Consider the following 22,143-nt stretch of genomic DNA (forward strand, 5'->3'; position numbering starts at 1 on the left):
GGTTTCGCCAGTAGCTGGATCAACTTTGAAGACCTCACCTGTCTCGGCATCAGTATCCCGGATAGGACGCCAGCGTTCGCCAGAACCGTTTGCAGCCAGCCAGAGCGCGCCATCTCCATACGTCATCCCGCTTGTGTTGGAGCATTCGCTCGGAATGTCGCGGATAAGTTTCGGCACGGTATAGTCCGGGTCTGATGTGATTTCAACTAAGGCGACTCTATCGGTAATCTGGTCAACGATCCATAAACCGTCGTCTGTAACTTGTAAACCGTTCGGCACGGCATAGGGGGATCGGAAGGCTTTTTCAATTTTTGTTATCATATTCAGGCTCCTTTTGAGTGTCTATCTCCCTACTTGCGCTAAAGATGACTTTAGCCACGTTAGATATTGGGATTTCCGTTCTTTAGCGATTGGAACGGACTTGATAAACTCGTTTGTCGGTAGATTCTGGATAAACGCTAATTCCGGTGTTAGAATCATGGGATCAACAGGATAAACAAAGTGTTCTTGGAGTTTTGTGGCTAAGGCAGCTGCAGCAGCTCCTTTGGCACCGTCCTGAAGATCCGGTAATTCTTTGAGTAAAACCCATGTATTCACAAACTTTGTGTTAAGCAACTTGATAACTCTCGTTGAGGAGAGCGGACCCGCTCTCAAAGTTTTACCTGTCCCTCAGCAGGATTCGTCATCAAGTGTCCCAAATAAAACTAACGCATGGATGGGACGATTTGTTCCTTTCGCGAGTTCAACGACATCTTCAATCGGTGTCCACTCGATTTCAGCGAATTTGTAGAATGCAGTCGCTAACTTTTTGCGAGTTTCTTCTTCAGTAATGGTAGTTTCCCATGCTATCTCGTGTATAGGTGCGTCTGATAAAGCCGAGAGTTCCATGTGAGGAACAAAGACAATGTCTGCTACGCCGAATGCATTAATATCCACATTGCTATTGCGTGAAGGAAGCGAAAGTGAAAACTTATAGAGACGCCGTGTGTTCCGATTAATTACCAAGTGTCCAGCAAATTGTGCAGGCATAAAAAGTGCCTCGGGGCCATCTAACATAAACAACGCATGAATTCGGAAAGCGATCTCAATATGTTCGGGCGAAATTGCTTTTAAACATGCTTTGGCTCCATTTGTGCCTTTTCGGACTTGCCTTTCACGTTTTTTGCTGTAGTACCGAAGTTCCGTTGTTACCCCCAGGTGAAATTGGCGAAGAAAAGGAAGAATCTCTTCTGAATCTATATCCCAAACATCTCCTATGTCGACGGGTGACGGCGGAAGAAAGACTTGAAAATCTGCTGTGCTGTAATTTTTCAGTGGGTGCAAGGGTTTGAAATTAAACAACTCTAAGGTGTCTGCCAACTCCATGTTCACTGGTTCTGGCCACCTTGCTTTGAGCCGATCAAACTTTTCTTGTGTGGGTTGGTGCAAATTGTATGTCGCATCCGCAATTGGATCCCGATGTGCTTGTACTTGCACCGTTGCTGCACTGCTGAGAGCATCACTAAAGTCTACCACGATTTTATCTCCCGTCATCAAAATTCCCCATTTCAAATCAAGATGGCGGAGCTTGAACTTTTTCCGCCACGAAGTAAAAGAACGATTGTGTTTCGGTTACCGGATCCGCCGCATGTATTCGTCGTGCTAGCCTGCCCAAAACCAGACGAAGGTGTTATTTGCTTTACGTGCTACTGCCCGATAGCCCTTACAGATTCTAATAGCCCAATGATCTCCAACTTTTTTAAAATGGAGGGAAGGATGTCTTGGATTTTGCCGTAGCAACTCAAATTTCTGAGGGACCCGTCTCTGAACATCTTGCCGGAGTTTCGCGCAAAACCTCCAAAAATTTTCATTCAGGATGTGTTCCATGTTTGCGTTTATTCCCACAGTTAGCCACAAATTAAGCAGGGAGTTAATCTCATTTTCCAGTTTTGGTGTTCTTCTCGAAAATATAGCCCCCGTCGTTCAGGCACAATTTTGAACGGAGTCGGAACTTCAGATAGACTTTAGAATCTGCATGGAAAACAAACTCTAATCTACTTATTGTTTTTTTCTACCAATTCTTGAAGTTTGTCCAATTCATAATACCTGCCCTCTCGAAAATTTTTAAGGGCTTTTTCAGAGAGATAATCCAGATGTCCTGCCTTCACATCCGCCTCAAACTGTTTTTCCCACGCTTCCTGTTCAGCTTCTAAGGCTTCATGTAGGTCTTTCACAAGAGTTTTTAGTAATGCTTCTCTCGTGTACTCTTCGCATTCTACTTCGGGGACTTCTGGTATCCATCCTATCCACGCGGCACCGTTTTTTTGGATGTGGGCAGTGTAGGTCTCTTCGTAGACCGGATCTCGAATTTCAACAACCTGAATTGCTTTCATATTTGTCGCCTCCTTTTCAATTCTTTTCGAGGTAGACTATTAGAACCTTTCACATTGCTTTTACTCAACATAAATGATTAGTAAACGCCTACGACGACGCTTTCTTGAAGTTCGGTGAGGAGACGGAGGTTTTCAACGCCGTCCCAGGGGTATTCTGGTATCGGTTCGGCGCGTTCGGCTTCGTCCCGTTCAAGGAAACGAGGGACAAAAAATTCTTTTGTTAGGGTTGTGAGCATGACGCGCCCAGTTTCACCGTAATCAACAGTTTCCTCTGGGTTTTCTGGGTTAACGAGTTCAATGACAGCACGCGGCGATGGCGGATAATAGATAATTGCGTAGTTATCCGCTGGATCAAAAGGTTTGCAGGTAGCTAACCCCATGAGTGTATTGCCGTAGGTCGGGATAAAGTCAATGCCCGGTACGAGTTCTTCACGTGCGAATCGGTGGAACTGTGCGTCCATCTCGGTGCCACCGCAGAAAATGCCTTTGATACCGGCTTTTGGCAAGGAAATTTTTTCACAGAGTGCCTCCAGCAGCTTCGGCGTGGTGAAAAGGCATTGAACGTTTTCATGGGCGCGTAGTACGTTGAGTGCCTGCGAGATCACATGGTTTTTATACCCGTCCAACTCCTCATTTTTCCCGTAACGCACGAGTTGGTTCACCCAGCGCGGGTCGAGATCTACGTGGAAACAGATACCGCCACGATGTTGCGCGAGATGCTCGACAGCGAGCCGTAACCGGCGCGGTCCGGTTGGACCTAACATGAGCCAATCGCTACCGGGTGGAAAACCTTCGTCAGAGAGGGTTTTACTGAAAATCTCATAATCGATATGGAAATCTCGGATGCTAATCCGTGACTTCGGAACACCTGTTGAGCCGCCGGTTTCAAAGACATAGATCGGTTCCTTGGCGTAAGCCTTCGGTACCCAGCGTCGGACGGGTCCACCGCGGAGCCATTCATCCTGGAAATGTCCGAGGCATTTGAGGTCGGCATAACCGCCTATTTCTTTTCGCGGATCAAAGTCGAGATTTTCAGCGTATTCCAACCAGAAAGGAGATCCGGTCTTTGGGCTGAAGTGCCATTTGACGATTTCCCGGACATGTGCATCGAGTGCTTTTTGGTTCTCAGTAATTTTTCGGGTAAGGTTCATTTCTTCTCTTCTATCGCGATGAGCATATTCCGGGTTACGATGTAAAGCACACCATTTTTTGCCATAGGTGTCGTATAAACTGCACTGCCCATATTCATTTCAAACAGGAACTGTTCCGTTTTACCTGCCTTTAGGACGACAACATCGCCATCTTCGTCGCCGAGGTAGACCTTGCCGTCTACAACATAGGGTGAGCCCCAAATAGCGGCAAAGGTATCGTACTTCCAGTAGAGATCACCGGTGTTGACATCTAAGCAGTAGAGAAATCCGCTGAGGTCTGCGATGTAGAGAAGTTCATCGGCAATGGCGACAGTGGACATCGTGCGATTGAACTGCTCATCCCCGAAGTGCCATATTCCAGCGGTCTCGGTAATATCACCGGTTTGGGAGGCATCGATGCACCAGAGGTGTCCTACACCTTCACCGTGCTCGGGGTCTTGTCCAACAGCGATAAAGACCTTATCGTCATAAACGACAGGCGTTGAGATGATGTTATTGCGTGTGCCGCGTCCACCGAGTTCCCAGACAGAAGCTTTCGGGTTACAGTCAAACTTCCAGATAATGTCGCCGGTTTCTGGTGCAAACGCATAGACCCAGCCGTCTCCGCCGGGGATGATAACCTGTGGCACACCTTTGATAACGCCATAAGCGGGGTTTGACCACTGCCCGTGTAGTATACCTTCACCGGGAGAAGCATCTTCCCAGACGAGTTCCCCAGTGTTTTTATTCAACGCAATGAAGGATGGGGCATCAGGAGAAGGGATGTGGATATGCCCTTCATCAACACCGTTACTTGTTTCAAGAAAAAGGAGATCACCGACAACGAGTGGTGAACAGGTGGCGAGATTATGCGGAAAAACATCCAATTCATCCATCATATCATAACTCCAGATGATATCGCCATCAATCTCGCTTGTTTCGGTTTCGTTGGTAAAGGGACCGTCGTTTTCACCATCAAGGAAACCTTCAGTGTCAACACAGACGACTTCACAACGGTTAGAGATATAGTAGAGTCGGTCGCCCTCAATAAACGGTGTGGAACAAATTCCTTGTAGGGGCCAGTCGTTGACTCTACCAGAGGTGAGTTTGGTGTGGGTTGACTGCCATAGGAATTTGCCATCGGATTCGCGAAATGCCATGAGATTCCCGCGGTCGCCGGTGAGTTTCGGGTTGTAGAGTGCTTTGTTATTTGTTCCAACAAAGACCTTTCCGCCAATGACGAGGGGCCCTGCGTAACTCTGCGAACCGAGTTCTGCGGTCCATTTGATATTTTCACCGGTTTCGAGATCCCAACTTGCTGGGATATTCTTTTCGTCAGAGACCATGTTCCGGCTTAACGTTCCACCCCATAAAGCGATTTCTTTTTCAGCAGAGGCGGTGGATACAGCAAAAGCAAGAAATACTGCAAGTTTTATGAGGTAGATAGATCGTAATTTCCAAAGCGGTTTCAATTGAACGACTCCTTATGATTTGATATTATTCGTGGTTCGTTTACCATACTTTTAGATTGTCGTAGTAGATAACAGTTGCGGAGTAACCGTAGATGCCGGGGCTTCCCTCGCGATTCGGTAGTGGGTCTTCAGCAGTGATTGTCCATTCTGCAGGCTCAGGTTCACCGGTTCGCCATACCTTTCCTCGAATCAGGGCTTTATCGTTTATCACCTCTACCATCATCTTCATGGTGTACCAGACATCCGTCTCCCATTCAAAGTCAATAGTTTTCGCCATGCGTAAGTCTGATGCCCACGAACGGATTTGCAGGCGTTGGTGTCTGCCCTGCATATCCAATGTGTAGCGGTTGGCGATTAAGCCCATGTCTGGCAGTCTGCGTTTATCTTTGGTGCCCATTAGGTCAACTTGAATTTGATAGTTTTTCATTGTTGAGGGACCGAGATAGACATTAGAGCGGTTTAAGCCGCGTTGGACTGGTGTTTTGACTAAAACTTTACCGCCATCCTTCTCACGGACAAAGAATTTGCCGGTCGCGCCAATCCAATGTGTTGGTATCTTTTCGAGTTCAATCGTCTCAAAATCCTCTGTCCACGGGAGCGATGGTATAACGCGGACGCGAGCCATCGCTTTCATATCACCGGATTGCACGGCGACAGTGCCAGCATGCGCCCCTGCACTTTTATCGGGTGTGAATGTGTTGTTTTGTAGTGTCCCTGTTAATCCAGTTTTCATCCACTCTATAGCGCCGACTGCGCTCGTCTGTTTTCCGTTTGCATCGAACCCGATGACCCTGAATTCAATAGGATCGCCTGATGTGAGTTTTTCAGCGGGCGTAAGCAACAATGAGACAGCTGGAGCAGTGTTCATCTCAAGAGGTTTAGGCACCATCTCTTTGCTGGCACAACCAGCGGCAAGTAGACAGACAATCAGTATAGCGGACATTGAAATAGAAATTCTCATTATTCATTTCTCCCGATACAGTAAAGGCGTTCTTCTGTAGTGAAATAGATACGTCCATCAGCAATAGCGGGTGAACCGTAGATTTCGACGTAGTGATCTTCGTCTGCCCGGCTTATCTCTTGCGTGCTTAATGTCTCACACTTATCTTCGCCGGGTTGAAGGATGACAAATCCGCCGTTGACTTCCGTGACATAGAGTTTTCCATCTGCCCAAGCCGGTGAACCTTTACCAACTTTACCGATATTGTGCATCCAGAGTAACTCACCCGTATCCGCATTAACAGCATGAACATTAGCGGAGTTATCCACGACATAGAGGTGTCCGCCGTGAATTGTAGGGGATGCGTATCCGACGTTAACGGCATCGTACCGCCAGAGTTCGTGGGTTTTGGTGACATCACCAGAACCAGTTGCATCGATACAGACAACACGTCCCATTTCGGTACTATCTATATTCTCTTCACTATGCGAGGTGTAGACCTTCGTGCCTGAAACGACGACGGATGTATTGATCCCGCGTTGACTTAATTTAAATCCCCAGACCATCTCTCCGGTACTCTGTTTCATAGCGTAGATACCGCCATCGGCATTACCACCGATGATGAGTTGTTGTCCATTGATATTGGCAACGACGGGTGTAGAGTAAGTCGTGTCTAAAGGTCTACCACCGGGGGTCGAAATCCAAATCAGTTCACCGGTCCCTTTGTCGAAAGCGAAGTAGCGGTGGCGTGTCGCGGCGTGCGCGCCCCATCCTGAGTTAAGATAACTGATAACGACAAGGTCGCCTGCGATAATAGGCGTATGTACACGTCCACCGTAACCGGATATCCGTCCATACTCCTCCGTGAGTGAGCGGGACCAGACGATATTTCCGTCTTTGTCAAAGCAGAAGAAGAGCCCTTGGACACCGTGTGCATAGATATTCCCGGTTTCGGGGTCGCCAGCGAGGCTTGTCCAGCCGACACGGTTGAAGGAGATCGTGGTGTGAAAGACGTTAAATTGATAATTCCAAATCAGTTCGCCGGTTTCTGCGTCGAAACAGGCGATGCGTTCCTGTTCGGTGATGTCTTTGCCGACACGCCCGATGACATAGACTCTGTCGTTAAGAACGATCGGTGTGGAACGCCCGATAAATTCTGCTTCCCAAAGTAGGTTTTCACCTTCGACCGACCAATTTGAGATTAACCCAGTTTCAGGAGAGGTGCCGTTTTGATTCGGTCCTCGCCACGTTGGCCAATCACCAGCCACAACGGACATAGGAACGGCAACTAAAAGAAAACAAATGAATAACCGACAACAGATCGGTTTCTGATAACGCAAATTTCTGTTCCTCCTCGTGTATGTTACGTGTATCTGCAATCTTATTATAGTAGATTTCGTAATTACTTATACACTCGTATCGTCGTGTGAACTTTGAAGTTATATGCTACAGGAACAGTTTCCTATGCTACAAGGAAACCCAAACTAAAAGTTTAGGCTACAAGTGTAAACTTATTTTCGGATTTTACTATAAGACGCTGAAAAAGGTCTTAATGTTTAACTCGGCACGCCTATTAGAGTGCCTTATGGTACAGCATTCATAAATCTGACAGCGCACCAGATGGTTTTGTTCTGAATATCTTTTGATATATTATTATATCACTTCTGGTGTTTTTGAGAAAGGATTTAAATTGAGGAATAGTTGTCAACAGATAGCCATAGGTTTCTATGAGCAGGCAGCGGTCAAGGTGCCTCTGAAAACAGATAGATTTAGCGTTTTGTAGGTGGGCCTTAAAGGAAAGGATACGTAGTGTGATAGAACCGTTTTCAAGCGGATCAAGTTTCTTGGGAACTCCGTGTTCATTTTTTCTCTACTACTGCCGCAATCTTGGCTTCAATCTTTCGGGCAATGTTCTGGGCGAAATGGAGTTGATTTGACGATGGCCTGCTTGTCATGACAAGCACCCCGACATTGTCCTTCACGAACAAGAGAGGACTGCTCATTTTGACAGTGTGCTGATTGAGATGGCACCATGTGGCATCTCCGATGACAGCATCGGGACTCAGCTGGGGGTAAAAGTACAACTCGGCGGCAATAGTGCCACTCAATGCGTCTACCCCTCTTTTCGCAGTGTACGCGGAGTCAAATAACCAATATCGAATAACCAATTGACTTTCATTCCACCGCTGCTCGAATCCTACGATAATAGATAATTTCGAGTTTCCAGGGAGGCGGTCACTCGATGTGAGTCGCATCATACGGAGATCGTCCTGTGTGAGAATAACCGGATCAAGTCTCATGACGCGATTGATATTAAAGAGAATTCCGCACCCAATTAGGGTTATTGTCACGAGCAGCAGAAAACCGATGCTGCTTACTGGCATACTCTGTCTTGAGAGAATCTGTGTTTTCATTTTTTCTCCAATACTGACTCAATTTTGGATTCAATCTTTCGGTTGATGGATCTCGTCAGGGTGTGCTGGAAACTTAGACCCGAAATCCAATACTATAGGTGTGAGGAATTATCATTTAACCGAGGACGTGTCCCATAGGAGAATTGTTCCATCCACACTGCCACTGACGAGCGTTTTGCCGTCAGGTGAAAAACTCACACCCTCAACACTACCCATATGCCCCATGAGGGTTTTCAATAAGTTACCTGTCTCGACATCCCAGAGCCGAACCGAACCATCCGAATTCCCACTCGCAAGGGTCTTGCCATTCGGGAAAAAACTCACACTTTTAACCTCACCTGTATAGGTTGAGAAGGATTTCAATAGTTTGCCCGTCTCAACATCCCATAAACGCACCGAACTGTCCACACTGCTACTGCCGAGTACCGTGCCGTCTGGAGAGAAACTCACACTCAAAACACTCCCCATATGCCCCGTAAGGGTTTTCAACAAGTCCCCTGTCTCAGTATCCCAGCACCGAACCGAACCGTCCGTACCCGCACTGGCGATCATCTTGCCATCCGGCGAAAAACTCACACTCAAAACCGCCCCCGTATGCTCTGTGAGAGATTTCAATAGGTTACCCGTTTCGGCATCCCACAAACGAACTGTTCTGCCCACATCGCCAATAACGATCTTTTCCGCGACACCGCCACTGACAATCACCTCGCCATCCGGCGAAAAACTCACACTTGAAACCCGCCACTTACGCCCTTTGTGGGTTTTCAATAGGTTGCCTGTCTCGGCATCCCATAAACGAACCGTCTTGTCCTGACTTACACTGAGGACCCTCTTGCCATCTGGAGAGAAATCGACACGCGTAACCTCGCTTTTATGTTCCGTGAGTGATTTCAATAGGTTGCCTGTCTCGGCATCCCATAAACGAACCGTCCTGTCCGAACTCCCACTGACGATCCTCTTGCCGTCAGGTGAAAAACTCACGCTCTTAACATTACTCACATGCCCGGTGAGGGATTTGGATTTCAATAGGTTGCCTGTCTCAACATCCCACAAACGAACTGTCCTGTCCAGACTCGCACTGGTGAGCGTCTTACCGTCAGGTGAAAACCTCACATTTAAAACACTACCTGTATGCCCCGTGAGGGTTCTCAAGTGCCTGCCTGTCTCAACATTCCATAAACGAACCTTAGCATTCACACTTGCACTGGCGAGCGTCTTGCCATCGGGAGAAAAACTGGCACTCAAAACACGATGCCTATGCCGCTTGAGTGATTTCAATAGGTTGCCCGTCTCAACATCCCAAAACCGAATGGTCCCGTTGCTACTTGCACTGGCGAGCGTCTTGCCGTCAGGCGAAAAACCCACATTTAAAACACCGCCTATATGCCCCGTGAGGGTTCTCAAGTGCTTGCCCGTCTCAACATCCCACAAACGAATTGTCTTGTCCCAACTTCCAGTAACGAGCATCTTACCGTCAGGAGAGAAACCGGCACTTGAAATACTATGAACAGGCATGTAGCCAGCATGTCTATGCGCCGTGAGTGATTTCAATAGGTTGCCTGTCTCAACATCCCAAAACCGAATCGAACCGACTACACCACCACTGACAAGTAACTTACCATCCGGCGAAAAACTCACATTTAAAACACTACCTGTATGCCCCGTGAGAGTTTTCAAGAGATTCCGCGTCTCGACATCCCAGAGCCGAACCGAACCGTCCGCGTTCCCACTAACGAGCACCTTGCCATCCGGCGAAAAACTCACACTCTTAATACTACCGGTATGCGCTGCGGATAAGTCAATTTCTTTTCCCGTCTGTATATCATAGAGCCAAATGCCGATAGACGTTGTTACAGCAAGCCGGGTGTCATCTGGTGAAAATTGAATTTCCTTTATAGTACCTTTCCCAAGTCGGAGTTTTGCCCCTGCCGGTAAACGCCATTTGATGTAGTTTTGGGCAGATGTACTTGGGATAGAGGTCATTAAAACCAGAATCAACGTTAAAAAAATGGGAGATTGTTTAATAGACATTTGCAGTTCCTTTTAGCATGTCGGCACATTCCGCTTTGAGAGCGTCTGTGTTTTATTTTTCCTTCAATACTGCCGCAATTTGGGTTTCAATATGTCGGGCAATGTCCCTGGCGTCCTGTAGTCGATTCGATGGGGGTCCGTTTGTCCTGACGCTGACAAAGAGATTGTGTTTCACGAAATATATGTCAGTAGGTCCCCTTTCGCATTCCTCCCAACTCCTGTGGATGTTGCGCCATGTCGCATCCCCAATGACATCCTCGGGATTTAGCTCGGGGTGAAAGTTCGGCACCGCGGCAAAAAGCCATGTCCATTCTGCTTCCGCCGCTTTTTTCGCAGTAGACGAGGAATGAAATAACCAATATTGAATATTCAGATCTCCTCCACTCCATCCCTGCTCGAATCCTGCGATAACAGGTAATTTCTTTATAGATGAGAGATCATTTAGGTTTCTACTGGTACGTCCACTCTTCCTTAATCCCATCTTATGGAGATCGTCCAGTGTGAGGAGAACGGTATCGGATTCTATGACACGATTGACGAATCCCCTACATCCGAGCAGCGTTATTATCACGAGCAGAAGAGAACCGATGAGGCTTAGCGGAGTATTCCGCCTTGAGAGACTCTGTGTTTTCATTTTTCCTCCAATACTGCCGCAATTTTGGCTTCAATTTTCCGGGCAACGTCCCGAGCGAACTGGCGTTGATTTTTTGCCATGACGAGGACGGCGACATTGTTTTTCACGAACAAAATTTCAATATCGTTTATCTTTTCCGTCTGTCTCTTGGGGATGTAGTGCCATGTCGCATCCCCAATGACATCCTCGGGATGTAGCTCGGGATGAAACTTCGCCGGGCGGGCAACGCGGTATCCCCACGCATTCTTCCACACTTTTTGGGCAGTGTCCTCGGAGGGAAATAAATAATATCGAACAATCAGTTGATTTACATTCCACCGCTGTTCACATCCTACGATAATAGATGATTCCTCTGGAAATCCATAAAGGCGGAGATTCTCCATGAGTCGCATTGTCGGGAGATCATCCTGTATGAGGATAACAGGATCAAGTCTCATGACGCGATTGACATTGCGATTGACATTAAAGAGAATCCCGCACCCGATTAGAGATGTTGTCACGAGCAGAAGAAAACCGATGAAGTGTAATCGATACATCATAAACAAAAACCTCTTTTTTACTTGATGTTGGTTACCAATGCATTTGAATCCGAGATGAATTCTCCACTTTCAGAACGGAACATACCTTTCCTGCTGTTAAAGACACAATTTTGCGGTAGAAAACGTGCATTTTGTGAAAAAAGCAGATAAATTTGTATTTTTTAGAGACTGTTTAGCAAGTATCAAATTTCAAAGCACAATAAGCCGCTGCTTACTGATTTGATCTGGACTCGGTTTTCTTTTTAACGCGGATCAATGGAATTTGATGTGGAGAGGCATCCTCATAGCGTTCGGTTGAATCTCCATCGAAATGGTATAAACCGAGTGTGTCATCGTCTGGAGTAAATGTGCCAATGGGCGTGTTATACACCCCTTCGTCATAACGCACAACACGGCTGATTCTCAGTTCGTCTATATACATGCCAGATGCAGGCACCGCTTTCAGACCACTCTCCTTTAGAACAGGAACACCACCAATCAGAAGAGGTTCACTCATAGATGCGAGATGACTCCCAGGGACGAGTCCAGCAATAGAACCGCCACATCCGACAGTAGAGCTGCCGTCAATTATCGCCACGTAATAGACCCACCGCCCGGTAGGTTGTGTCCCTCATATTATTCCGGATCCACCCTCAACGCCTCTTGTGACAATGGCGGGACTCGCTTTATACCCATCACCAACAATGGCACAGGTAAAGCGGTTTGTCTGACCTACTATGGAGAAGGCAGCACGGGCCCCAGCAGTTAGTGATCGGATATCTCGAACGCTCGGCGGTCTGTCTATGTATACCCATGCCTCAATCGTTAACGGACCTGGATAATCAGGAAACCAAGGTTTTTCAGTTTGCACGCGTCGGAGTTCGGGATTTAGTTCAAGCCAACCGCCTCCAGCCGGAGAGGGTTCATGTGGTGCTGCAAGGAGTGTCACAGGCAACATCAAGATGATTAGCAAACATGTTTCTTTTAGGTATTTCATGAGGGGCCTCTGTCAACATTAATTGTAGGGTTGGTTAAGTTGTAAGCGGAGTACACCGCGGTGCCGCGTGCCGATATAGAAAATGCCACGATCAACAGCAAAAGCGGTTATTTTGTATGGAACTTTAGATGAAATCCGAATCAATGTATCTGTCTCCGCGTCTATCCGATAAACGCCTCGGTTAGTTACACCGTAGACCTGATCACCATCTACGGCTATCCGAGCAATCAGGGGACGGTTGCCCTCTGTATCGGTGAGTGCGTGCCAATTGATACCGTCGTGCGAATCCATAACCCCCTGATCTGTTACGACATAAACCGTAGCAGCCGCAAAAATTATCTCTTGAAAATATGCGAAACGGAAGGGTAAATCTGCGGTAATCTCTTTCCAACTCTCTCCGCTGTCAAACGATTGAAATAGCGAACCATCGCGTTTACCGACATAGACGACATTCTGCGAAGCCGCGAGGGTGAGACCTTTAGATGTATCTGCCCCCGGGGCGCGTTTGGTGGTATCTTCAATACCGGTATTGAACCATTGCGCTTCACCTTTTCGCCATCTGAAGAGTTTATGCCGGAATTCCATGTAGACCGTTCCATCTGCTATTGTAAACCGACCATTTGTGAGCTGCTCTTCAATGATATTAGGAATATCTATTCTCATTTGGTAACCCAATTCACTACGGCGACGTCCAGCAGGCGCATTATTGATCTGTTTCATCCATTCAACTTGTAGCGTACTTTCAGCAAATGCGGGCACTCCTTGGACAGCCATTAGCATACCTCCATCAGCAGAAAGGTGGTAAAAACCGACATTATTAGATGTACTGTTGCTTACGTAAAGTGAATCGTTAGCTGTCGCGATTTTTGCGTAACTCAGCAAATCTGGAGCTGCTTGTTTCTTTTGAAGTTTACCTGCTGCCACAACAATGTCATGAACATTTACGCCAATGGATATCCACGATTCCCCGAGATCCGTTGATTTGACCATACCTTCAGGCGTGAGGGCACAAAGTGCATTTTTAAGGGGAACCAGACTTTGAACGTGTGAGTTTACTATTCCAGTAAGGAAGGGATGCCACGATCTACCTGCGTCTGTTGACCGAGCAACCCCAGAGATATCCGAGGTATAAAAGTTATTTTCGTCCAGCGCGACAACGGGGAAGATACTCTGACTCAAGGCATTCTTGCCAATGCTGATATCCTTTCCGACATCTGTCCATGTATCACCACTATCAGACGAATGTAGTAAAACGCGTGTCCCCATCACTACGAGCCTCTCGCCAACTGCAGCTAACTGGATACCACTGAACATTTGGAGTCGGAAACCGTCATCTGTTGGTGGTAACTCCATCCATAATCTACCGCCTGTGCCTTTCCCCTCTACCGGTGAAATATCAATCCAAGTATTGCCCAGATCGGTAGAGCGGAAAATTCTCGGTGGAAACTCTAATATCTCAGTTGAAAGATTTAAGTCTTGATATTCAAACCTTGTAGGTTTTGTAAAATCGGGACCCGCTACAACATAGAGTTTACTCTCCGTGGCTATCAACGCATTAATAAATTGAGGACCGTAGAGCGGCAATAACTCCCAATCATCTGTGGTAACACGATAAAGCCCTCGGTTTGTCCCGACGAATACGCTGTTGTCAAGTGCAACAGCGTCCGAAACTGAGATGTCAGGTTTGCCATTCATCTTCATAATATAGGCGTGCAAATCTGGCATCATCGGTATCCAACTTTTACCGGCATCGTCAGACCGAAAGATATGTTTTTCAAAAACGAGGTAAAACATTTCATCCGTGATGAGCAATTCAAAAGCCCGTCCTTCTGGTCGAGGACCGACGGTATCCCACGTTTCACCGGCATCGGTTGAGGCTAATAATTCATCATCGGTCAAAATATAGAGTATATCGTTCCGCTCTGCCATCGGCGTTTGGAACTGACGGGTCGGGGTACTTTCACAGATCAACGTCCAAGCCTTTTCATCTTCTGTCAAGCGGTAGATTCCTCTCGCTGCAACAGCGTAGAGGGTTCGGTTGGATGTCGCAAATAGACCGACTCTGCCCCCTGAAGTGCCTTCTGGACCGCCCATCGGCATCCACCGCGATTTGATTATAGTAGGTTTCTCAGGTTGGTCAGATCGATCTGCGATGACTTGAAATGCTGTCGTTTCGCGGTTCGCGTTTCCGTTATGCGTGCCCGGTGTATCGGTGTTTCCGATCTGATTTCTCGGACTCAGTTTCTGCTTTGAAGCATTAACAACGGGCGCGTCAACGAGCTCAACGGTCATCTCCGCTGTTGCGTCGAAACTATAAGGTTGCTGAAAGCGAGGTAGGTATTGCGTGCCGTTGCCCATTAGCAGTATTACCAAGGCAGCCGTTGAAGCGGCGACCGCCCACGGCATCCACGGCTTACTGCCTGATGGTGGTGCTGGTTTGATACGGACGATTTCTTTCAAAACATTTTCGGTTAAAGTCGTGGTAAACTGGAAACCGCCCAAATTTTCGTGGATGATATGTTCTGCCTTCTTCAATCGCTTACGAGCGCGATGCAGCCGACTCTTGACCGTGTTCGGCGATACACCTAAAAACTTACTAATATCTTCGCATGTCATATCGCCGAGGTAGTGGAGCGTGACGACGGTGCGTTCACTCTCCGGTAACTTTTGAAGGAGACGTTTGACGACCTCGCGTTTCCCTTCACTGACGAATTCTTTTTGTTGTTCAACTTGGTATTGCGCACAAGCCAATTCCTCCAATTCCTCTGTTGACATCGCATCGAGCGATTTCATTGGAATCCGCTTCTTTTTGCACCAAGCGTAACATCGGCGAGCTGCAATTACGTAAAGCCATCCCGCAAACCTATTCGGATTTTTCAGCGCCTGGAGCTTTTTGTAAACTTTGAGGAATATATCTTGCGTGATTTCTTCAGCGATATGGAAGTCCCCAATTTTCCGCCATACGAGCGCGTGGACCGGCTTTTGGTATCTTCGCACGAGCGCGCTGAAAGCGGACTGGTCGCCTGCCAAAGTCCGTTGAACCAATTGCGCATCGTTATTTTTCATACGTCACCTCTAAAAACAGGTTGTCTCTCATAATGTTAAGAGAGGTGTGAGCGGTGGAAAGGTTGCATAAAACGCAAGATTTAATGAAAATTTGAAACGGAAGATCGCGAGCGACAAGAAATCCGCAGAAATCCGCAGAAACACCCTATCAATACGCAGAAATACCCAAGCAAAAACACCCCAAGCAAAAACACTCGCTCCTACAGATCGTGAACACAGCTTGTTTCCACAGATCGCGAGCCTAGCTCGCTCCTACAAAGAGAGGATGATAACACAAGTTTAGGTTCGATGACTAAGAGATCGTGATGGTTTTCCCGTTGACTGTTGTGCGTCCTGCCATATCAACGGTTGCGGCGCGAAGGCGGTAACTTCCGGCGTGTCTGCATCGTAGTGCCTCAGCGTGCCTCTAATTCGCTTAGAATCCGTTCTACGACCTGTTTCCGTTGCCCCTGAACCGCGGGCTGTTCCAATTCATAGATCTCATCCGAAATCAGGTGTTTATGGCTTTCAATGGGCAGGGAATTGTGTGATGCATTATCAATATAGCGGTTAAAAATAGTGTATCGGGGATAGGATTCTGTCCAACGTCTTCCGCCGTGATAGAGTGCTTCTGTAAAGATGACACAATCGCCAGCGTTGACAGGAACGTTGATAACCGTTGGGGGTCCATCGTAAATTGAGAGGTCGTCGGGTGGCTCAAAGTTACGCTTATGGCTTCCGGGCAGACAGACGAATCCTGTTTCCGGTGGGACATCCACCAAGGAGGTGCCAGCGTTGAGGAAACCTGCCCGAGGTCCAGATTCGTCTATACTGTAATCTTGACCGGCGGCATGGAAGTGGATGTCATCGGAGGTTTTGTAGTTCTTGGTTAAGGCACAATCAACAAGACAAGGCGTTCCGCGCGTCAGGGCAATAATGACACGCATAATCTCCCGGTTGAGGACAAGCCGTTGGAACACTGGATCCCCGTATTGGATATGATTGATCCAATGCGCAATTGTCGGGGAATGATCACCGGTTCGGGATGTAGAGGTAAGCGGTGCGGGCAGCTCATCCAAGGACGTATCGTGCCACTGGTTACCGAGTTCAATCATCCGTTCGATATCTTCAGGTGGCACGACTTTGCGGAGGATAATGAATCCGTGGTGATCAAAGAACCATTTTTCGTGTGGTGTTAGCATATTTTTAATTTACCTTGCGGAGAAATAACCTGCGTCTAAACTATTGGATGCGTTCCCGAAATCCGCCCTCCAAATGTAAAGCATTCTCACTGCGAAGCAAAATTATGCCATTTAAGGCATAATTTCATTACGGGCTACGGGTTTTTATAGTAAAATCCGAAAATAAGTTTACACTTTTCGCTCGTAGGGGTTGGGTTACCCAACCCCTATGGTCTCTCCAGTGTGCAAATAATTACGGGTTCTACTATAATTTATCTTGCGGAGAGACAACGTGTGTCTGAACTATAACAGATTCCAGCGTTATCATAATCTTCAGCGTCAAAACTCCGTCCTCGTAGGTCGGAGATGTAGACGCTGCCTATATTTTTTCTTGACAAAGATTGCCAAAAATGTTAAAATGTTCATCGTGTTCGGCATTGGTTGTGACTGATGCATTGGTATATTGCTTGATATTTCAGACAATCACGTAAAAGCCTCACACGACTGAAAAATATCTAAAATATGCTTGTCAGTCGTTAGTTGGGAAAGATTGCTTAAAAGCACATCCCATTTGAAATCAACGACTCAAAACTTTTCGTAAGGTGCTTTACAGCACGCAGTTAGGGCATTACCTGTTGCAGGAGGCTACAGAAGACTTGTCTATCGCAAGCAGTGGTCGTTGATAGCACGATCTGCCCCGCTCAGGGTGTTTCTAAGAATCCCCCTGCTTTAGCGGGGGGAGTATGTCAAAGAGATATTTTGTCCATCATTTTAAGGTTGTTTTGAGGGTGGCCCACACAATAGGCAGTTTCTCGGATGCCTGAACGGACAACCCGATTTTCGATTTAAAGTTTCGGGTCACTTCGCGAGCGGTTAGGGGTCGATCATAAATGCGGACTTCATCAATGACACCGGGGAAATGCCTGCTGACAGCACCGCGATTGTTCCCCGCGCCGATAAAGATGGGTTGTACAAATGGAACAAAATTGTCGAGTTCCTTTGCGTCGCCGGCGATGATCTCTTGTGGCTCACCGTCCATATAAATACTGACTTCGGCTTTACCAGCGTCTACGATTGCGAAAACGATATGGTGCCATTGCCCATCGGAGATCGGAAATTCAATTTCAACAGGGATAGCATTGCAGCCTGCCGCCGATTTTTGACGGACATAAAAGTGAATGACCCCTTCAGCAAACGGGAATCCTGCTAATGCGCTCCGGTTGGGTTCAATTGCCCATGCCATGTTACAACCTTCGTCGAGAACTTTGAAAAGGGTTGTCCAGTTATCTTTAAAACTGGTTTTCATCCAAACCTCAAAGGTAGATGTACCGATTTTCTCTCCAAAATCGCCGAGGTTTGTCAAGTTGACATAGTCGTTAGCACCGTCAAATTCGAGTGCTTCTCCGACTTGTCCGTCAACGATTTTCGGGTTACCGACGATTCTACCATCATTTTCACCCCAGATATCCTTAGCTGTAAAACCATCAATGTCTTGTTCGTCAAACGTCCAATAACTGACGAGTCCATCTGTTACGATGGGTTGTGCATGCCCGTTTTGGAAAGACATGGTAATAATTAGCGTGATTGCGAGGAGATAAATTAGGCTTTTCATAAGTAACCGCTCCTTTAGGTGTGCGAAAGTCACGCAGTGAAGTCCTGCCTATACATCCCGTATTTTTAACCCCCTAAATCCCCCTTATCAGGGGGACTTTAAGAGGGAATGCGTAAGTCCTACCCTTATTTTTTCTCCTATAATTCTGTCTTTAGGTTCCCCCAGACGATAGGTAACTTCTCGGCTGCTTGAACAGACAGTCCAATCTTCGACTTAAAATTTCGGGTCACTTCATCTGCGGTGAGCGGACGGTCATAAATACGGACTTCATCAATGATACCGGGGAAATGTCGCTCAACGTTGCCGCGATTGTTCGCCGCGCCTATGTAGACAGGTTCCACAAACGGAATAAAGGTGTCAAGTTTCTTGGCATCACCGACGATAATCTCCTGTGGCTCACCGTCCATATAGATGCTGACATCGGACTTACCCGGGTCTACAATTCCGAAAACGATGTGGTGCCATTTGCCATCGGAGAGTGCAAACTCAATTTCAACGACGATGGCATTGCAGCCCGCCGCCGATTTCTGACGGACGTAGTAGTGAACGATGTCCTCAGCGAGCGGGAATCCGGCTTTCGCACTCCGGTTGACATCAATCGCCCACGCCATATTACACCCTTGGTCAAGGACTTTGAAAAGCGTTGTCCAGTCTTTCTTGAAACTGGTCTTGACCCATGCTTCAAACGTAGATGCTCCGACTTTCTCACCAAAATCGCCGAGGTTCGTCAAGTTCACATAATCGTCAGAGCCGTCAAATTCAAGGGCTTCTCCGACTTGTCCATCAACGACTTTCGGATCTCCAACAATCTTACCATCATTTTCACCCCAGACATCTTTGACTGTACCGCCAGCAATGTCTTGTTTGTCAAACGTCCAATAACTCACGAGACCATCTGTGACTATCGGCTCCGTGTATCCGTTATGAATAAACATCGTGAGCGTTAGTGTGAACATTAAGAAAAAGAGTAACATTTTCATTGTGCGTTGCTCCTTGCGGAAGACGTTTCCGCAGCTATGAAAATCCTTGGTTTAGTTCTGAGGTCTATAGGTTTGCGAAAATGGTAAAGCCATTATAACATCTTTGGCGATTTCTTATCAAATTTATTTGATCTCAAGTTGATACTTGTAAGTTACGCCGAAAATTGGTAAAATGGACTTCATATCGTGATGTAAGTTACGTCGAAACAACGAGGAGAAGAATTTATGCCGAAAATGACGGGTGCTCGATTTATTGCTGAAACTGTTCACGGTTATGGGATTACGCACGTTTTTTTTATGCCCTACATCGGACCACGGGCTTTAATGGAGATGGAAAATCTTGGGATTAAGCGGGTTCAGACGCACGGCGAGAAAGCGGCAGCGTATATGGCGGATGCCTACGCGCGTGTGAACCGCGCGCCGAGCCTGTGTATGGCACAATCGGTGGGGGCAGTTAACCTTGCAGCGGGATTACAAGACGCTTATCTTGCCTGTTCACCAGTGGTCGCGCTGACTGGGAAAGAAAACCAAATCAACCAACAGCGACATGCCTACCAAGAAGTGGATCACGTCAATCCGTTTTCCGCTGTTACGAAATATAGTGCTTATGTTGCGACACCAGAGCAGCTTCCCTTCTATCTACGTCAAGCCTTCCGTTCCGCGACAACAGGGACACCGGGACCTGCTCACCTCGACTTTGAAGGTATCGCAGGGTCGTCGGTTATTGATCGGGAAGGTGAACTTGAGGTAATCATTGAAGAGGCATTTGCCCAATTACCACCCTTCCGACCAGAAGCAGAGGCAGAGAAGGTAGCGGAAGCCATCAGACTTCTCACGGAAGCGAAACGCCCTATCATTGTGGCAGGTGGCGGTGTAACGGCTTCAGACGCACGCGCAGAACTTGTTGCGTTCGCTGAGAAACTTTCAATCCCGGTGGCAACCTCCTTGAATGCGAAGGCGATGTTTCCGAGTGACCATCCTCTGGCGGTAGGCACCCCTGGTTCATATTCGCGGGCGTGTGCGAACCAAGCGGTTTGCGAGGCTGATCTCGTCTTCTTTATCGGTAGCCATACCGGTGGACAGGTGACCAGTGGCTATAAAATTCCACCACAAGGCACACCGATTGTACAACTCGATATTAATCCTGATGAACTCGGACGGAATTATCCGATTCAGTTGGGGATGCAGGGAGATGTGCGGAATACACTGCGCCGGATGCTTGCAGCGGTAAACACCACAACACAACGGACAGAATGGGTTAGCAGCGTGCAGGAATTGGTGAAGAACTGGAAAGAGAGTGTTAGCGAAAAAGTGAATTCGGAGCGGTTACCGATGTTACCGGAACGTCTCTGTCGTGAACTGACAGATTACCTTCCGTCAGATGCGATTCTTGTGTCCGATACGGGACATTCTGGCATCTGGACTGGGACAATGATTGACTTTAAACATCCGGATCAGAGTTTCATACGGTGTTCTGGTTCGCTGGGATGGGGAGTCCCGGCGGCGATGGGTGCGAAGTGCGCGCAACCTGATCGACCCGTACTCTGTTTCACAGGTGATGGCGGTATCTGGTATCACATGACGGAATTGGATACAGCAATGAAGTGCGGGATTAACGCTGTTATTGTTGTGAATAATAATCACTCGTTGAATCAGGAGCAGGGTGGCGTTGAGTCGGTTTATGGTGGACGGACATCGGGTTCCGATGAACTCTGGTTGTTCCCAGAAGCAGATTTTGCGAAGATGGCGGCGTCGATGGGATGCTTCGGGATTACGGTGAACAAGCCAAGTGAACTTGCGGGTGCGTTGGATCAGGCGTTTGCTTCGGGTCAGCCTGCGGTTGTGGATGTGAAAACGCATGTGGAAGGGATAGCACCACGGACGTGGATGCCTTCGTAAGAGAGAATTATGCGGTAGTGCGAGGTTCACCACGCCTCGCACACCCACCTATCTCGTAGTCGTGCAGCGGAAACGCTTGTTAGGAGATCGATATTGTGAGTTGTCCCTTCTGCCCACCAAAAGTCAATGACAATGCTGTTCTACTTGAAAATGAGTTGAGCCTTTTTATTGATCTAAAACATCCGATTCTGGAAGGTTCTGGGATTATTGTGCCAAGAGCCCATCGGCAATCAGCATTTGACCTCACCACAGAAGAAATTACCTCCACATTTTCACTTCTTACGGAGGTTAAGGCACTGCTTGATACTGAATACAATCCTCAAGGTTACAATCTCGGTTGGAATTGCGGTGCTGTAGCTGGACAAACAGTCCTCCACGCGCATTTGCATGTTATTCCACGTCATGCGTCCGAGCCTTATGCCGGCAAAGGGATTCGTTACTGGCTAAAACAGGAATCCAATCGTCGTAATATCTAACAAGTCATTATTATTGACAGCAAGGATCTCGTTACGACTTGAGTTCTCCTCGTTGTTCAGGTTGGCGGATAGTTGAACTTTCCCTGTCGCCATTCTTTGTAGATGAGAAACGCACCGAGTAGGTACAAATTGACGTATAATATGGATTTTACACCCTCAACTATTATGAAGATATCCAATCTTCGTAGCAATTTCACGCCCCTTATGTCTTGACTCGGTTCCCATTTCCCCATATATGCGTTGAGGACTGCGCCGAGCGCTGCATCGAAAATCGGACTCAGAAACCTGAATCCGATGAAGACCGCGGTGATGAAGATCACACCTTTTGACCGCGTTTGGAGGCATAAAAACACCAAAAATCCTGCCAGTACCACGTCTGAAATATAGGTTAGACCAGTAAGAACATTCTCAAACATGCTTAAAGGCTCCTGTGAATCTAAAA

21 protein-coding genes are annotated in these 22,143 nt (G+C 47.4%); 2 read left to right on the forward strand and 19 right to left on the reverse strand.

What is annotated here, in order from left to right; all coding sequences use genetic code 11:
* The 18 genes from OXH00_07665 to OXH00_07750 all read right to left on the reverse strand — a co-directional run.
* The coding region (locus tag OXH00_07665; GenBank protein ID MCY3740881.1) for a hypothetical protein at nucleotides 1-321 on the reverse strand (321 nt) is incomplete at its 3' end.
* Nucleotides 322-342: 21 nt separating this feature from the next.
* Entirely contained in the window at nucleotides 343-615 is a 273-nt protein-coding gene (locus OXH00_07670) for a hypothetical protein (protein ID MCY3740882.1), read from the reverse strand.
* A gap of 54 nt (nucleotides 616-669) precedes the next feature.
* Complete coding sequence (locus tag OXH00_07675) at nucleotides 670-1,533, reverse strand: hypothetical protein (protein ID MCY3740883.1); 864 nt, start codon at nucleotides 1,531-1,533, stop codon at nucleotides 670-672.
* Between the two features lie 500 nt (nucleotides 1,534-2,033).
* Nucleotides 2,034-2,372, reverse strand: a complete 339-nt coding sequence (locus OXH00_07680) for a hypothetical protein (protein ID MCY3740884.1) — start codon at nucleotides 2,370-2,372, stop codon at nucleotides 2,034-2,036.
* A 77-nt stretch (nucleotides 2,373-2,449) separates the two neighbouring features.
* Nucleotides 2,450-3,523, reverse strand: a complete 1,074-nt coding sequence (locus OXH00_07685) for a hypothetical protein (GenBank protein ID MCY3740885.1) — start codon at nucleotides 3,521-3,523, stop codon at nucleotides 2,450-2,452.
* Nucleotides 3,520-4,974, reverse strand: coding sequence for a PQQ-binding-like beta-propeller repeat protein (locus OXH00_07690; protein ID MCY3740886.1), 1,455 nt, complete (start codon nucleotides 4,972-4,974; stop codon nucleotides 3,520-3,522). Before OXH00_07690 ends, OXH00_07685 begins: the two co-directional genes overlap by 4 nt.
* Before the next feature lie 40 nt (nucleotides 4,975-5,014).
* Nucleotides 5,015-5,935 (reverse strand): hypothetical protein, encoded by a 921-nt coding sequence (locus OXH00_07695; GenBank protein MCY3740887.1) that lies wholly within the window; start codon nucleotides 5,933-5,935, stop codon nucleotides 5,015-5,017.
* The gene (locus tag OXH00_07700) at nucleotides 5,935-7,254 is read right to left on the reverse strand and encodes a PQQ-binding-like beta-propeller repeat protein (GenBank protein MCY3740888.1); all 1,320 of its coding nucleotides are present in this window, start codon (nucleotides 7,252-7,254) and stop codon (nucleotides 5,935-5,937) included. The genes OXH00_07695 and OXH00_07700 overlap by 1 nt, the downstream gene beginning before the upstream one ends.
* A 519-nt stretch (nucleotides 7,255-7,773) precedes the next feature.
* Entirely contained in the window at nucleotides 7,774-8,328 is a 555-nt protein-coding gene (locus OXH00_07705) for a hypothetical protein (GenBank protein ID MCY3740889.1), read from the reverse strand.
* A 111-nt stretch (nucleotides 8,329-8,439) separates the two neighbouring features.
* Nucleotides 8,440-10,359, reverse strand: coding sequence for a hypothetical protein (locus tag OXH00_07710; protein ID MCY3740890.1), 1,920 nt, complete (start codon nucleotides 10,357-10,359; stop codon nucleotides 8,440-8,442).
* A gap of 52 nt (nucleotides 10,360-10,411) precedes the next feature.
* On the reverse strand, nucleotides 10,412-10,993 hold the full coding sequence (locus OXH00_07715) for a hypothetical protein (GenBank protein MCY3740891.1): 582 nt from the start codon (nucleotides 10,991-10,993) through the stop codon (nucleotides 10,412-10,414).
* Nucleotides 10,990-11,532, reverse strand: coding sequence for a hypothetical protein (locus tag OXH00_07720; protein MCY3740892.1), 543 nt, complete (start codon nucleotides 11,530-11,532; stop codon nucleotides 10,990-10,992). Before OXH00_07720 ends, OXH00_07715 begins: the two co-directional genes overlap by 4 nt.
* Nucleotides 11,533-11,743: 211 nt before the next feature.
* Nucleotides 11,744-12,109, reverse strand: coding sequence for a hypothetical protein (locus OXH00_07725; protein ID MCY3740893.1), 366 nt, complete (start codon nucleotides 12,107-12,109; stop codon nucleotides 11,744-11,746).
* Nucleotides 12,110-12,142: 33 nt separating this feature from the next.
* Nucleotides 12,143-12,508, reverse strand: a complete 366-nt coding sequence (locus tag OXH00_07730) for a hypothetical protein (protein ID MCY3740894.1) — start codon at nucleotides 12,506-12,508, stop codon at nucleotides 12,143-12,145.
* 18 nt (nucleotides 12,509-12,526) lie between these two features.
* A complete protein-coding gene (locus OXH00_07735; GenBank protein MCY3740895.1) occupies nucleotides 12,527-15,574 on the reverse strand; it encodes a sigma-70 family RNA polymerase sigma factor in 3,048 nt (1,015 codons plus the stop codon).
* Nucleotides 15,575-15,969: 395 nt separating this feature from the next.
* Complete coding sequence (locus OXH00_07740) at nucleotides 15,970-16,755, reverse strand: phytanoyl-CoA dioxygenase family protein (GenBank protein MCY3740896.1); 786 nt, start codon at nucleotides 16,753-16,755, stop codon at nucleotides 15,970-15,972.
* Between the two features lie 745 nt (nucleotides 16,756-17,500).
* Complete coding sequence (locus OXH00_07745; protein MCY3740897.1) at nucleotides 17,501-18,346, reverse strand: LamG domain-containing protein; 846 nt, start codon at nucleotides 18,344-18,346, stop codon at nucleotides 17,501-17,503.
* A 137-nt stretch (nucleotides 18,347-18,483) separates the two neighbouring features.
* Complete coding sequence (locus OXH00_07750; GenBank protein MCY3740898.1) at nucleotides 18,484-19,326, reverse strand: LamG domain-containing protein; 843 nt, start codon at nucleotides 19,324-19,326, stop codon at nucleotides 18,484-18,486.
* A gap of 225 nt (nucleotides 19,327-19,551) precedes the next feature.
* Here OXH00_07750 and OXH00_07755 point away from each other — a divergent pair, with 225 nt between their 5' ends.
* Together OXH00_07755 and OXH00_07760 are read left to right on the forward strand one after the other, a co-directional pair.
* Complete coding sequence (locus tag OXH00_07755) at nucleotides 19,552-21,225, forward strand: thiamine pyrophosphate-binding protein (protein ID MCY3740899.1); 1,674 nt, start codon at nucleotides 19,552-19,554, stop codon at nucleotides 21,223-21,225.
* A gap of 95 nt (nucleotides 21,226-21,320) precedes the next feature.
* The gene (locus tag OXH00_07760; protein MCY3740900.1) at nucleotides 21,321-21,701 is read left to right on the forward strand and encodes an HIT domain-containing protein; all 381 of its coding nucleotides are present in this window, start codon (nucleotides 21,321-21,323) and stop codon (nucleotides 21,699-21,701) included.
* 56 nt (nucleotides 21,702-21,757) lie between these two features.
* Here OXH00_07760 and OXH00_07765 read toward each other — a convergent pair whose 3' ends face one another.
* Nucleotides 21,758-22,117 carry a hypothetical protein gene (locus tag OXH00_07765; GenBank protein MCY3740901.1) on the reverse strand — a complete coding sequence of 120 codons (360 nt, stop codon included), beginning with the start codon at nucleotides 22,115-22,117 and terminating at the stop codon, nucleotides 21,758-21,760.
* Between the last annotated feature and the right edge of the window lie 26 nt (nucleotides 22,118-22,143).

Source organism: Candidatus Poribacteria bacterium (assembly GCA_026706025.1).
GTDB lineage: Bacteria > Poribacteria > WGA-4E > WGA-4E > WGA-3G > WGA-3G.

Excerpts from the sequence above, each read along its gene's own strand:
- OXH00_07750 (MCY3740898.1), bottom strand. The coding sequence starts at position 19,326 with ATGAAAATGTTACTCTTTTTCTTAATGTTCACACTAACGCTCACGATG.
- OXH00_07745 (MCY3740897.1), bottom strand. The coding sequence starts at position 18,346 with ATGAAAAGCCTAATTTATCTCCTCGCAATCACGCTAATTATTACCATG.
- OXH00_07675 (MCY3740883.1), bottom strand. The coding sequence starts at position 1,533 with ATGACGGGAGATAAAATCGTGGTAGACTTTAGTGATGCTCTCAGCAGT.
- OXH00_07680 (MCY3740884.1), bottom strand. The coding sequence starts at position 2,372 with ATGAAAGCAATTCAGGTTGTTGAAATTCGAGATCCGGTCTACGAAGAG.
- OXH00_07715 (MCY3740891.1), bottom strand. The coding sequence starts at position 10,993 with ATGAAAACACAGAGTCTCTCAAGGCGGAATACTCCGCTAAGCCTCATC.
- OXH00_07765 (MCY3740901.1), bottom strand. The coding sequence starts at position 22,117 with ATGTTTGAGAATGTTCTTACTGGTCTAACCTATATTTCAGACGTGGTA.
- OXH00_07710 (MCY3740890.1), bottom strand. The coding sequence starts at position 10,359 with ATGTCTATTAAACAATCTCCCATTTTTTTAACGTTGATTCTGGTTTTA.
- OXH00_07720 (MCY3740892.1), bottom strand. The coding sequence starts at position 11,532 with ATGATGTATCGATTACACTTCATCGGTTTTCTTCTGCTCGTGACAACA.
- OXH00_07755 (MCY3740899.1), top strand. The coding sequence starts at position 19,552 with ATGCCGAAAATGACGGGTGCTCGATTTATTGCTGAAACTGTTCACGGT.
- OXH00_07695 (MCY3740887.1), bottom strand. The coding sequence starts at position 5,935 with ATGAGAATTTCTATTTCAATGTCCGCTATACTGATTGTCTGTCTACTT.
- OXH00_07740 (MCY3740896.1), bottom strand. The coding sequence starts at position 16,755 with ATGCTAACACCACACGAAAAATGGTTCTTTGATCACCACGGATTCATT.
- OXH00_07735 (MCY3740895.1), bottom strand. The coding sequence starts at position 15,574 with ATGAAAAATAACGATGCGCAATTGGTTCAACGGACTTTGGCAGGCGAC.
- OXH00_07705 (MCY3740889.1), bottom strand. The coding sequence starts at position 8,328 with ATGAAAACACAGATTCTCTCAAGACAGAGTATGCCAGTAAGCAGCATC.
- OXH00_07730 (MCY3740894.1), bottom strand. The coding sequence starts at position 12,508 with ATGAAATACCTAAAAGAAACATGTTTGCTAATCATCTTGATGTTGCCT.
- OXH00_07685 (MCY3740885.1), bottom strand. The coding sequence starts at position 3,523 with ATGAACCTTACCCGAAAAATTACTGAGAACCAAAAAGCACTCGATGCA.